The following is an 11504-nucleotide window of genomic DNA, read 5'->3' as shown; positions in this document are numbered from 1 at the left end:
ATCCACCGAAAGCCGACCCCCATTTCACGGGCCCGACCCCCACCACCCACCCCCCGATGTGACCCGCACCACCGCAAACCGTCCGTGAACCGGACCACATCGTCGGCAGCGCGTGAAGGGCCGCGGACACCCTGCGCACGCCCGAGGGGCCTCCGGGCACCCCGCGGATGGTGTGGGTCACACCGTGCACGGACGGTGCCTCCGCGACCTCACTCGGCGACCGTTCCAGCAGGTCAGGAAGGTGTCCGGTGCCACTGCTCGCGGGTGAGGGCGTACTCCACGTCCCCGTGCTCGGCGCCCTCGATGTAGTCCGGCCACTCCTCGAAGAACGTCCGGACGTGCCGCAGCCCCGCCTTCTCCAGCACCCGGCGGGAGGCGGTGTTGACGGTCATCGTGGTGGCCACCACCCGGTCGGCGCCGAGGTCGGCGAAGGCGAGCCGGACGAGCTCCCGCGCGCCCTCGGTGGCGAGGCCGCGCCCCCACACGGCCGGCCGCAGCCGGTAGCCGAGCTCCGTCCCGCCGCTCAGGCCGGTGCTGCTCGCCGGGGCCAGGGAGAACCAGCCGAGGAACTCCCCCGAGCCGCGTTCCACCGCGGCGAAGCACCCCTGTCCCGGCGGGAGCTCCGCGTAGCCGCGGAGCAGCGCCGGGAGCGTCCCGTGCTCGACCGCCGCGCGCGGCACCGGCCGGCCGTCGTCGATCCGCCGCATCACCTCGGGGTCGCCGTGCAGGGCGGCGAGGTCGTCGAGGTCGCCCTCGGTGAAGCGGCGGAGCAGCATGCGGGCGGTGGCGGCTCGGATCGGCACGGCGCGATTCGACCACCGGGGCGGGCCGCCGGGCAACCGGATTCCGGGCCGCCGGGGCGCGGTCAGGCAGGGCCGGGTGCTGCGGGCCGGCCGGGCACCGCGGCCGCGACCGGGAGCAGCAGCGCGGTGATGTTGTCCCGCCCGCCGGCGGCCAGCGCGTGGTCGACCAGGGCCCGGGCGGCGCCGAGCAGCGGCCGGCCGCCGTCCGCGGTCGCGCTGCGGGCGCCCCGGTCCGCGACGGCCCGCAGCGCTCCGGCGGTGGGCAGGTGACGCCAGAGCCCGTCGGTGCAGAGCAGCAGGCGGCCGGGCACGGCCGGCCGGTAGCTGCGGATCCGCGGCGCGGGCTCGCCGGCGCCGGCGCCCAGCCAGGCGGCGAGGACGTCGAGTTCGCCGGTGTCGTCCTCGGTGAGGGCCGTCCCCGGGCCCTCGTCGGGGAGCCAGTAGACGCGGCTGTCGCCGACCCAGGTGCTCCAGACGCCCTCCGGTCCGGCGATGCCGGCGGCGTAGGTGCAGGCGGGTGCGGGGTCCGGGGAGGCGGCGAGGGCGGTCACCGCGCGGCCGGCCCGGAGAGCGGACTCGGCGAGGGCGGTCTCCGGCAGGACGCCCTCCGTCAGCCGTGCGACGAGGGCGGCGGCGCCGACGTCCGCGGCGAGCCGGGCGGCGCGTTCGCCCCGGGGGGCCATGGAGACGCCGTCGCAGACCACTCCGACGGTCCACGGACCGGCGGTGGTCAGGGCCATGGCGTCGGCGTTCACCTCCCGGTGCCGGCCGCGGTCGCTCACGCCCGCCGCACCGCCCGTCAGGCCGATCTCCAGGTGGGAGCGGTACCCGGGCCGGCCGGCCCCGCAGTCCCAGCACCGCCCGTCGGGGGCCACCGTGCCGCCGCACCGGGGGCACACGCTGTCGTCGTTGCTGTCGATGTCGATGGTGTTGTCGGTCATTCGGCGGACCATCCTGCCAGACGCGCCCGGCGGCGGTCCGTCAGGAATCCTCCCCCGCCGGGTGGTTACCCGGCTGCGGGTCGGCGAGCCGGGCGGGCGCCCTCGTGGGCGAGCAGGTGCTGCTTGGCGGGCAGGCCGCCGGCGTAGCCGGTCAGCGAGCCGTCGGCGCCGACCACCCGGTGGCAGGGCCGGACGATCAGCAGCGGGTTCGCCCCGATCGCGGCGCCGACCGCCCGCACCGCGCCCGGCGAGCCGGCGGCCGCGGCGACGGCGGTGTACGTGGTGGTGGTGCCGTACGGGACGGCGTCCAGGGCGGCCCAGACCCGGCGCTGGAAGTCGGTGCCGCGGGCGGTGCACTCCACGGCGAAGGCGGTCGACTCGCCGGCGAAGTAGGCGCGCAGCTGCTCGGCCACCGCACGGAATGCCGCGTCGTCCTGCCGCCAGCCGTCCTGGACGACGGCGCCGCGCTTCTGTCCCGGCAGCGAGACCGAGGCGAGGGCGGTGCCGCCCGGCGCGGTCGCGGACTCCTCGCCGACCAGCAGCAGGGGGCCGACCGGGCTGTCGACGGTCGAGTACAGGGTCATGGTGGTGTCCTTTCCGCCGGTCCAGACGGTACCGCGCAGGGGCGCGGGACCGCCGGTCTCCACTGTGCCGCCCGCACCGGGCGATCGGCTGGCGGATTTCGGACACGACCTTTCCTGGCGGACACCGCCCGGAGCCGCCCCCGGCCGCCGGAGGTCCAGGTCTCGGCGGCCGGGTCTGTACTCCGGCGGGGCGCCCGTCCGCGCGGCGGACGGGGGACGGGGAACGGCCGCCCGGACGGGACGCCCTGCCTGCCCGCCGTCTCACCCCTCCGCCGCCCGGCAAACCCGGTCGGCCGAGAACGGCGACCCCTCAGGCGCCCGCCGTCTCCCCGCCGGCCGTCTCCCGGCCCGCCGCAACGCGCACCGGCGCGTCGTGCCCGGCGGCGAACCCGAGCACGGTCTCCACCGACCAGTGGTCGGCGGCGTGTTCGCCGTAGTGGACGGCGAGCAGGCGCCCGTCCGGGCCGATCAGGAAGTCGGCGGGCAGACCGAGCCGGCCACCGAGCGGGCGGGCCGCGGGCGGCCGTTCCTTCCCCCGGAGGGCCAGGGGGACGCTGCGGGCGAGCGCCCGGAGGACGGTGGGCCACACCCTCGGGTCCAGCAGGGCGCGGGCGCCGCGTTCCACGCCGAACGCGCGGTACAGCTGCCGGTCCGGGTCGGCGACCAGCGGGAAGGGCAGACTGTCGGCGTACGGCCTCAGCTCGTCGGCCGGCGAGTGGAAGACCACCGCCTCGCGCACGCCGGCGGCCGCGAGTTCGGCCTGCCGTCGGGCGAAGGACCGCAGGTGGAGGTTGCAGATCGGGCAGCCGGCGAAGCGCCGGAACTGGAGGTGCAGCAGCCCCTCCGGCCCGGGCGGGGCCGCGGGTGCACCGGTGACGTCGGTGAACTGCCGGACGGGTGCGGTGGTGCCGGTCTGGAGGCGGGGCATCGGACTCCTTAGGCGTAAGGCATACGCCTAAAACTGTAGGCGTATGGCGTACGCTGTCAAGCCGTGCCGCGTCCCCGCTCGCTGACCACCCGCCAGATCGCCGTCGCCGCCCTCGCCGTGATCGACCGCGAGGGGCTCGCCGCGCTCTCCATGCGCACGGTCGCGGCCGAACTCGACCGCCGCACCATGGCCCTGTACCGCTACGTCGAGGACCGCGAGGAGCTGGAGTGCCTCGTGGCGGAGCTGGTGCTCTCCCCCGTCCTCGACCGGCTCGACGCCGCTCGGGGCGGCGGCACGCCCCGGGAGCGCATCGTGTCGCTCGCCGAACTCGTGCACGCCGCCGTCGCCGCGCACCCCGGCGCACTGCCGCTGGCCGTCAAGCACCGGGCGGCGTGCATGCCGGCACTGCGCTGGGCGGAGAGCGTCCTCGGGGTGCTGGCCGAGACCGGACTCGACGCGGCCGACCGTCCGCCCGCCCTGCGTGCCGTCGCCGCCCACCTGATCGGGGCGTTGGAGCTGGAGCACGGGCCGGGCGCGGCCGAGGGCGGCCGGTCCGCCGCGGCGGCCCTGCCCCGGGACGCCTTCCCGCTGCTCGTGCAGGCCGCCGAGGAGGGCGGCCGGCCCACCGCCGACCGGTCGTTCCGGGTCGGCCTGGACGCCCTCCTCGCCGGCCTCGGCATCGCCTGAGCCGCTGCCGGGCCTCAGTCCAGGACGGGCAGCAGGACCGGCAGGTGGCCGTCCGAGGCGAGTGCCGCGGCGCGGCGCTCCGCGGGGACCTCGCCGTAGGTGGTGGTGCGCTGCCGGGCCGGGCGGCCGGCGGCCTCGGCGATCGCCTCCAGGTCGCGGACGGACTTGTGGCTGCCCCACGAGGAGCCGGCCATCCGGGAGATGGTCTCCTCCATCAGCGTGCCGCCGAGGTCGTTGGCGCCTGAGCGCAGCATCTCGGCCGCGCCGTCGGCGCCCAGCTTCACCCAGGAGGTCTGGATGTTGGGGATGTGCGGGTGCAGCAGCAGCCGGGCCATCGCGGTGACCGCCCGGTTGTCGCGGGCGGTCGGGCCGGGCCGGGCGACGCCGGCGAGGTAGACCGGCGCGTTGGTGTGGACGAACGGCAGGGTGACGAACTCGGTGAACCCGCCGGTGCGCTGCTGGATTTCGGCGAGCAGCCGGAGGTGGCCGAGCCAGTGCCGGGGGGTGTCGACGTGCCCGTACATCATGGTGGAGGAGGAGCGGAGGCCGAGTTCGTGCGCGGTCGTGACGACCTCGATCCAGGCGGAGGCGGGCAGTTTGCCCTTGGTGAGCACCCAGCGGACCTCGTCGTCGAGGATCTCGGCGGCCGTGCCGGGGATGCTGTCGAGGCCGGACTCCCTGGCCCGCTGCAGCCAGTCGCGGATCGACAGCCCGGTTCGGGTCGCGCCGTTGACGACCTCCATCGGCGAGAAGGCGTGCACGTGGATGCCGGGCACCCGCTCCTTCACCGCCCGGGCGATGTCGAAGTAGGCGGTGCCGGGCAGGTCGGGGTGGATGCCGCCCTGCATGCAGACCTCGGTCGCGCCGACCTCCCAGGCCTGGGCGGCCCGTTCGGCGACCTGCTCCAGCGAGAGGGTGTACGCGTCGGCGTCGGTGCGGCGCTGCGCGAAGGCGCAGAACCGGCAGCCGGTGTAGCAGACGTTGGTGAAGTTGATGTTCCGGGTGACGCAGTAGGTGACGGTGTCGCCGACGGTGTCGCGGCGCACCGCGTCGGCGATCGAGCAGAGCGCGTCCAGCGCCGGGCCGTCGGCGCCGAACAGGGCGAGGGCCTGGTCGTCCGTCAGCCGGGCCGGGTCGTCCGCGGCGACGGCGAGCGCCTCCCGCACGTCGGCGGGCAGCCGTTCCGGGGCGCCGGCCGCCGCTGCCCCGACGCCCGCGGCGACCTGCTCGCGCAGCACCTGCCAGTCGCCGTACACCTCGTCGAAGTCGGCGCGGCGGTCGCCGGTGCGGCCCACGGTGTCGATCTCGCGGTGGAGTTCGGTGCGGCCGGAGCCGGTCTGCGGCTCCTCGGGCTCCTGCCAGGGCAGGCCGACGGGCCGGGCGTCCTCGCGGGCGAGGCCGGTGGCCGGGTCGGCGAGCGCGGTGACGTGCGGCAGGATCCGCGGGTCGAGCCAGGGTTCGCCGCGCTGCACGTACTCGGGGTACACGGTGAGCCGCTCGCGGAGGGTGAAGCCGGCGGCGGCGGTGCGGGCGGCGAGGTCGTCGATGTGCGGCCAGGGCCGCTCGGGGTTGACGTGGTCGGGCGTCAGCGGCGAGACGCCGCCCCAGTCGTCGATGCCGGCGCCGATCAGCAGGGCGAACTCGCCGTCCACCAGGTTCGGCGGCGCCTGCAGGCGGACGGCGGGGCCGAGCACCAGCCGGGCGGTGGCGACCGCGGCGGCGAGCTCCTCGAGTTCGGCGTCCGGCATGCCGCGCATCGCGGTGTCGGGCTTGGCGCGGAAGTTCTGCACGATGACCTCCTGCACGCCGCGGTAGGCGCGGGAGACCCGGCGGATCGCGAAGAGCGACTCGGCGCGCTCCCGGTACGACTCGCCGATGCCGATCAGGATGCCGGTGGTGAACGGGACCGAGGAGCGCCCGGCGTCCTCCAGCACCCGCAGCCGGACGCGCGGTTCCTTGTCCGGGGAGCCGTGGTGCGGCCCGGACGGGTCGGACCAGAGCCGTTCGGCGGTGGTCTCCAGCATCATCCCCATCGACGGGGCGACCGGCTTGAGCCGCTGGAGGTCCGTCCAGGACAGCACGCCCGGGTTGAGGTGGGGCAGCAGCCCGGTCTCCTCCAGGACGCGGACGGACATCGCCCGGACGTAGGCGAGGGTGTCGTCGTAGCCGTGTGCGTCCAGCCACTCGCGGGCCTCCGGCCAGCGGTCCTCGGGCCGGTCGCCGAGGGTGAACAGGGCCTCCTTGCAGCCCGTGGCGGCGCCGCGGCGGGCGATGTCCAGCACCTCGTCGGGCGAGAGGAACATGCCCTCGCCGGCCCGCCGGAGCTTGCCCGGCACGGTGACGAAGGTGCAGTAGTGGCAGCGGTCCCGGCAGAGCCGGGTGAGCGGGACGAAGACCTTCTTCGAGTAGGTGATGACCCCCGGGCGGCCGGCCTCGGCGAGTCCGGCGTCGCGGACGCGGGCGGCGGACGCGCACAGGTCGGTGAGGTCGGCGCCGCGGGCCTGCAGCAGCACCTCGGCCTCGCCCGTGTCCAGCGCGACGCCGTCCCGGGCCCGGCGGAGCGCTCTGCGCATCGCGGACGCGGTCGGGGCGGCGGGCCGTACGGGGGCCGGGGCGGGGGTCTGCTCGGGCTCGGAGGCGTTCATGCGCCGACGATATCGGCCCCGGTCGGCGGCGGGAGCCGCGGTGCGGGCCACACGCCGGGAGGTGCCGGTCACACCTCGGGCAGGGTCTGTTCCGTCCAGATGGTCTTGCCGAACGGCGTGTGCCGGGTGCCCCAGCCCTGGGTGAGCTGGGCGACCAGCAGCAGGCCGCGGCCGCCCTCGTCGAAGGTGCGGGCCCGGCGCAGGTGCGGGGCGGTGCTGCTGGTGTCGGAGACCTCGCAGATGAGGCTGGTGTCGTGGATCAGCCGCAGCTCGATCGGCGGCCGGCCGTAGCGGATCGCGTTGGTGACGAGCTCGCTGACGACCAGTTCGGTGACGAAGGCGTACTCGTCGAGGCCCCAGACGGCGAGCTGTTCGGCGGCCAGCTTGCGGGCGTGCGAGACGACGGCCGGGTCGGGCGGCACGTCCCAGGCGGCGACCTGGGAGGTGTCCAGGGCGCGGGTGCGGGCGAGCAGCAGGGCGATGTCGTCCTCGGGGGCCTCGGGCAGCAGCAGCCGGAGGATCTCGTCGCAGGTCTCCTCCAGCGAGATGCCGCCGGCGGCGAGGGCCCGGGCGAGGCGTTCGATGCCGTGGTCGACGTCGTGGTCGACGGCCTCGACCAGGCCGTCGGTGAACAGCGCGAGCACGCTGCCCTCGGGCAGGTCGAGTTCGGCGGACTCGAAGGGCAGGCCGCCGAGGCCGAGCGGCGGTCCGGCGGGCAGTTCGGGGAACTCGACGCGGCCGTCGGGGCGCACCACGGCGGGCCCGGGGTGTCCGGCCCGGGCGAGGGTGCAGCGCCGGGAGACCGGGTCGTACACCGCGTAGAGGCAGGTGGCGCCGATGTCGGCGGCCTCCCGCCCGTCCTCGTCGGCGGTCCGCGGGTCGGCCTCCCGGTCGAGGCGCAGCACCAGGTCGTCGAGGTGGGTGAGGAGCTCGTCCGGCGGCACGTCGACGTCGGCGAGGGTGCGGACGGCGGTGCGCAGCCGGCCCATGGTGGCGGTGGCCTGGATGCCGTGGCCGACAACGTCGCCGACGACGAGCGCGACGCGGGCGCCGGAGAGCGGGATGACGTCGAACCAGTCGCCGCCGACGCCCGCCTGCGGGCCGGCGGGCAGGTAGCGGGAGGCGATCTCGACGGCGGCCTGGCGGGGGGCGCGGTGCGGCATCATGCTGCGCTGCAGGGCGAGGGCGGTGTTCCGTTCGAAGGTGTATCGGCGGGCGTTGTCGATGCTGAGGGCGGCGCGGGCGGTGAGTTCCTCGGCGAGCAGCACGTCGTCGGCGTCGAAGTCCTCCTCGGTGCGGTGCCGGGCGAAGAGGGTGATGCCGAGGGTGGTGCCGCGGGCGAGCAGCGGGGCGACGATCAGCGAGTGGGTGCCGGACTCGGCGATCCGCTGGGCGCGGACGGGGTCGACGGTGAGCCAGCGGCGGACGTCGGGGTCGTCGACGCGGTGCCGGGAGGGCCGGCCGGTGGCGAGGGCGCGGGTCATCGGGGAGTCGGCGGGCAGGTGGTCGGTCTGGCCGGGCGGGACGGCGGACTCGGGGCAGCCGATGAGGACGGACTGTTCGGCGGCGCGGCGGAAGACGGCGGGGCCGCCGGTGGGCCGGGTGGAGGCCTCGGTGCCGAGGAAGACGCTGTCGAGGAGGTCGACGCTGGTGAAGTCGGCGAAGTCCTCGGTGGCGACGTCGGCGAGCTCCTGGGCGGTGCGGGTGACGTCCAGGGTGGTGCCGATCCGCAGGCCGGCGGCGTTGACCATGGCGAGCCGGCGGCGGGCCCGGTACTCGTCGGTGGTGTCGAGTCCGCCTACGGCGACCCCGCGGACGCCTCCGTCGGGGCCCTTGAGCGGGTAGAGGACGGTCGTCCAGGCGTGCGCGCCGGCCTCGCCGGGGGTGCGGAAGAGGTGGTCGGCGCGGACGGTCTCGCCGTCGGCGAGCACCCGGTTCATCAGGGCGGCGAGGCGGGCATGCGGCAGGCCGGACCAGCGGTCGGCGGTCTCCGCCATGAGCAGGCCGACGGGTTCGTCGCCCTCGCCCATCATCCGCAGCACCTCGTCGTTGGCACCGACCAGGCGGGTCTCCCGGTCGTACACCCCGACGGCGATCGGCAGTTGGCTGAACGCCCAGGCGCGCAGCTCCCGGTGGTCGGTGGCGTGGACGGCGGCCGGGTCGGGGCTGACGGCGGGTTCGGCGGTGAGCGTCCAGGCGGTGCCGGCGGCGGTGTGCAGCGGGGTGGCGCGCAGGTCGGCGGCGACGGGGCGGTCGTCGCGGTGGCGCAGGGCGAGCCGGCCGTGCCACTCGGTGCCGCGGGCGAGGGCGCGCAGGGCGGCGGCGGGCGGCGGGGCGGCGAGCAGGTCTCCGGCGGGGCGGCCGATCGCCTGTTCGGGGCGGTGGCCGAGCAGGCGCCGGGCACCGGGGCTCCAGGCGGTCAGCAGGCCGTCCGGGCCGACGACGGCCGCAGCGCTCCCCGGCGGGGAGGCGGCTCCGCCCTCCGCTGGGCCGACTGTCTCGTCCATCGGTGCTCTTCTCGCCGTCGCCGGGGCCGGCGGCCTCGCCCGTACGGGGCCGGGCCCGCACGTGCACCCTCCAGCATGGCCCGCGGGCGGGGCGGGCTCAAACCGTGCCGGCCGCCCGGCGTGGCGGGACGGCTACTCGTTGACCAGGACGGGCAGCGAGAGGACGGCCGCGGCGGGGGTGCCGGTCAGGTGGTCGGCGCCGACGGCGAGGTCGATGCCCTCGCGGCCGGCGTGCGGGCCGTCGTGCCGCCCGGAGGCCTCCTCCTCTTCCTGGTAGTGAAAGGCGCCGGTGCCGACCAGGGTGCCCCCGGCGTCGTAGAAGGCGGCGCGCAGTTCGAGGGCGAGGACGTCGCTGACGTCGGAGGTGACGGTGAGGTGTCCGGTGACGCCCTTGCCGCCGTCCAGCCGCAGGCCGGTGAGGCGGACGCGGTCGGTGAACGGGCCGGCCTCGACGCGGACCTCGCCGGGGGCGGGCGGCGCGGCGAGGGCGGCGGCGGGCGCGGCGGCCTCCTTGGGCGCGGGCAGCGCGACGGAGGGCACCGGGGCGGGCTGCGGGTCGTCCGCGGGGCCGGCGGCGCAGCCGGCGAGCAGGCCGAGCGCGAGGGCGGCCAGGGCGGGGCGGACGAGGGCGCCGAGGCGGGTGTGCATGGGGCTCCTGGGTGTCGGCGGGGCCGGGAGGATCGGTCCTCCCGGCCCCGGTTCCGGCGAGGGGTGGCGCGGCGGGTCAGTGCCGCGGGGCCTTCCGGAAGAGCGCGCCGTACATCTTCCCGTACAGCGAGGTGTTGTCCTGGCTGGCGGCGAAGCGGTCGCCGCCGGGGCCGTAGGCGAAGATCGGCACGTCGGCGCCGGTGTGGTTGCCCGACAGGTAGGTCAGCCAGAGGCTGGCGTCGGCGGTGCCGTCCTGGACGCCGGCCGGGTCGTCGGGGGTGCGGAAGGTCGCCGGGGCGAAGTTCTTCGGGTCGCCGGCGCCCGCGCCGTTGACGATGCCGCTGGAGCGGGCCGGGTCCTTGGCACCGCCGGTGGAACGGCTGGGCAGGCTGTTGTTGGCGGTGTTGCCGGCGTCGGTGTTGGCCGGCGGGGCCGCGGCCTCGGCGTTGGTGTAGGAGCCCTTCTCGATGATGTTGAAGCCGGCGCACTCGTGGTCGGCGGTGACGATCACCAGGGTGTGGCCGTCCTTCTTCGCGAAGTCCACGGCGGCGGCGACCGCGTCGTCGAAGGCCTTGACCTCGCCGAGGGTCTGGGCGGCGTCGTTGGCGTGCGAGCGCTTGTCGATCTGGGCGCCCTCGACCTGCAGGAAGAAGCCCTTGCGGTTGTTCTTGCCGAGCAGCGAGACGGCCTTGTTCGTCATCTCGGCGAGGGTGGGCTCCTGGCGCTGCGGGGCGTCGGCGGGCAGGCCGGCCTTGGCCTGCTCGACCGTCAGGTTGCCGCGGTTGAACAGGCCGACGACCTTGCGGCCCTTGGCGGACGCGAGGTCGGCCTTGGTGGCGACCTTCTGGGTGGCGGCGGTCTGCGCGGGCACCGACGGGTCGCCGAAGCTGCCGAGCACCTGGTAGCCCTGGGCCTGGAGGGCCTTCTGGTCGTCCGGCTCGAAGCGGGCGAGGCCGCCGCCGAGGACGACGTCGGCGGTGCCGTTGCGGGCGATCTGCTCGGCGATCGGGGTGATCAGGGTGCGGTCGGCCGGCGCCTGCTCGTAGCTGCCGTCGGCCTTCTTGGGCAGGCAGGCCGCGTCGGAGTAGACCGGGCCCTGGCAGCCGCGCAGCAGGGCGTGGCTGAACTGGGCGGCCGGGGTGGCGTCGGTGATCTCCGCGGTGGAGACGTTGCCGGTGGCGAAGCCGGACGCGTGGGCCTGCTCCATGAGGGTCGCGACCCGCTTCTCGTACGCGTCGACGCCGATCGCCGCGTTGTAGGTCTTCACGCCGGAGGACCAGGCGGTGGCGGAGCTGGCGGAGTCGGTGACCAGGGCGGGCCGGGTGCTGTCCTTCTCGACGGCGTGGGTCGCCACGGCGCCGGTGAAGGGCATCTTCTCCATGTTCAGGCGGCCGGCGGCACCGTAGTAGCGCTCGCGGCCGGCGGTGACGTGCGTGCGGCCCATGCCGTCGCCGAGCAGGTAGATGACGTTGCGGATGTCCGCGCGGTGCTCGTTCCGCTCGGCCGGCTCGGAGTGGGCGGTGACCGCCGCACCGCCGACCAGGCTGCCCGAGAGTGCCAGCACGGTGGCGGCCTTCAAGGCCTTGCGCTGCATCAGGGTGTCTCCTCGACACATCGGCGCGCCCGGCGGGTCGGTGCCGCGGCGCGCACCCGGGGACGACCCCCGGCGGTGTGAAGATAGGAGCACGAAGTGAACCGCGTGGGCAGGGGACATGACGTACGGTCGAACACCTGACCCGCGGTCACGGCCCGCCCGGTCCG

The 11504-nt window shown here is 76.0% G+C and carries 9 protein-coding genes; 1 reads left to right on the top strand and 8 read right to left on the bottom strand.

Annotated features, from left to right (window positions below; translation table 11 throughout):
- Window positions 1-233 precede the first annotated feature (233 nt).
- From IE98_RS0136695 to IE98_RS0136680, 4 genes are all read right to left on the bottom strand, one after another.
- Window positions 234-803 (bottom strand): GNAT family N-acetyltransferase, encoded by a 570-nt coding sequence (locus tag IE98_RS0136695; RefSeq protein ID WP_420706258.1) that lies wholly within the window; start codon window positions 801-803, stop codon window positions 234-236.
- Window positions 804-865: 62 nt separating this feature from the next.
- The gene (locus tag IE98_RS0136690) at window positions 866-1744 is read right to left on the bottom strand and encodes a PP2C family protein-serine/threonine phosphatase (RefSeq protein WP_078661595.1); all 879 of its coding nucleotides are present in this window, start codon (window positions 1742-1744) and stop codon (window positions 866-868) included.
- Window positions 1745-1809: 65 nt separating this feature from the next.
- Window positions 1810-2328, bottom strand: coding sequence for a methylated-DNA--[protein]-cysteine S-methyltransferase (locus IE98_RS0136685; RefSeq protein WP_030276363.1), 519 nt, complete (start codon window positions 2326-2328; stop codon window positions 1810-1812).
- Between the two features lie 310 nt (window positions 2329-2638).
- Complete coding sequence (locus IE98_RS0136680) at window positions 2639-3256, bottom strand: peroxiredoxin-like family protein (RefSeq protein ID WP_063749073.1); 618 nt, start codon at window positions 3254-3256, stop codon at window positions 2639-2641.
- 63 nt (window positions 3257-3319) lie between these two features.
- Between IE98_RS0136680 and IE98_RS0136675 the strand changes: the two genes are divergently transcribed.
- Window positions 3320-3943: a TetR/AcrR family transcriptional regulator gene (locus tag IE98_RS0136675; protein ID WP_030276360.1), complete on the top strand. Its 624-nt coding sequence runs from the start codon at window positions 3320-3322 to the stop codon at window positions 3941-3943.
- 14 nt (window positions 3944-3957) lie between these two features.
- On the opposite strand, the gene IE98_RS0136670 is transcribed toward IE98_RS0136675, so the two are convergent.
- The 4 genes from IE98_RS0136670 to IE98_RS0136655 form a co-directional block, all read right to left on the bottom strand.
- Window positions 3958-6588: a bifunctional FO biosynthesis protein CofGH gene (locus IE98_RS0136670; RefSeq protein WP_052391455.1), complete on the bottom strand. Its 2631-nt coding sequence runs from the start codon at window positions 6586-6588 to the stop codon at window positions 3958-3960.
- Window positions 6589-6656: 68 nt separating this feature from the next.
- Window positions 6657-9095: an ATP-binding SpoIIE family protein phosphatase gene (locus IE98_RS0136665; protein WP_030276357.1), complete on the bottom strand. Its 2439-nt coding sequence runs from the start codon at window positions 9093-9095 to the stop codon at window positions 6657-6659.
- Window positions 9096-9227: 132 nt separating this feature from the next.
- On the bottom strand, window positions 9228-9743 hold the full coding sequence (locus IE98_RS0136660; protein WP_030276355.1) for a hypothetical protein: 516 nt from the start codon (window positions 9741-9743) through the stop codon (window positions 9228-9230).
- Window positions 9744-9819: 76 nt separating this feature from the next.
- Entirely contained in the window at window positions 9820-11337 is a 1518-nt protein-coding gene (locus IE98_RS0136655; RefSeq protein WP_052391454.1) for an alkaline phosphatase, read from the bottom strand.
- Window positions 11338-11504: the final 167 nt, after the last annotated feature.

This window comes from Streptomyces sp. NRRL B-24484, assembly GCF_000717715.1.
In the GTDB taxonomy this organism is placed as follows: domain Bacteria; phylum Actinomycetota; class Actinomycetes; order Streptomycetales; family Streptomycetaceae; genus Kitasatospora.
This window is presented reverse-complemented; position numbering and strand designations above follow the sequence as displayed.

Coding starts and splice junctions, on each gene's coding strand:
- IE98_RS0136690 (WP_078661595.1), bottom strand. CDS start 1,744: ATGACCGACAACACCATCGACATCGACAGCAACGACGACAGCGTGTGC.
- IE98_RS0136685 (WP_030276363.1), bottom strand. CDS start 2,328: ATGACCCTGTACTCGACCGTCGACAGCCCGGTCGGCCCCCTGCTGCTG.
- IE98_RS0136680 (WP_063749073.1), bottom strand. CDS start 3,256: ATGCCCCGCCTCCAGACCGGCACCACCGCACCCGTCCGGCAGTTCACC.
- IE98_RS0136670 (WP_052391455.1), bottom strand. CDS start 6,588: ATGAACGCCTCCGAGCCCGAGCAGACCCCCGCCCCGGCCCCCGTACGG.
- IE98_RS0136665 (WP_030276357.1), bottom strand. CDS start 9,095: ATGGACGAGACAGTCGGCCCAGCGGAGGGCGGAGCCGCCTCCCCGCCG.
- IE98_RS0136660 (WP_030276355.1), bottom strand. CDS start 9,743: ATGCACACCCGCCTCGGCGCCCTCGTCCGCCCCGCCCTGGCCGCCCTC.
- IE98_RS0136655 (WP_052391454.1), bottom strand. CDS start 11,337: ATGCAGCGCAAGGCCTTGAAGGCCGCCACCGTGCTGGCACTCTCGGGC.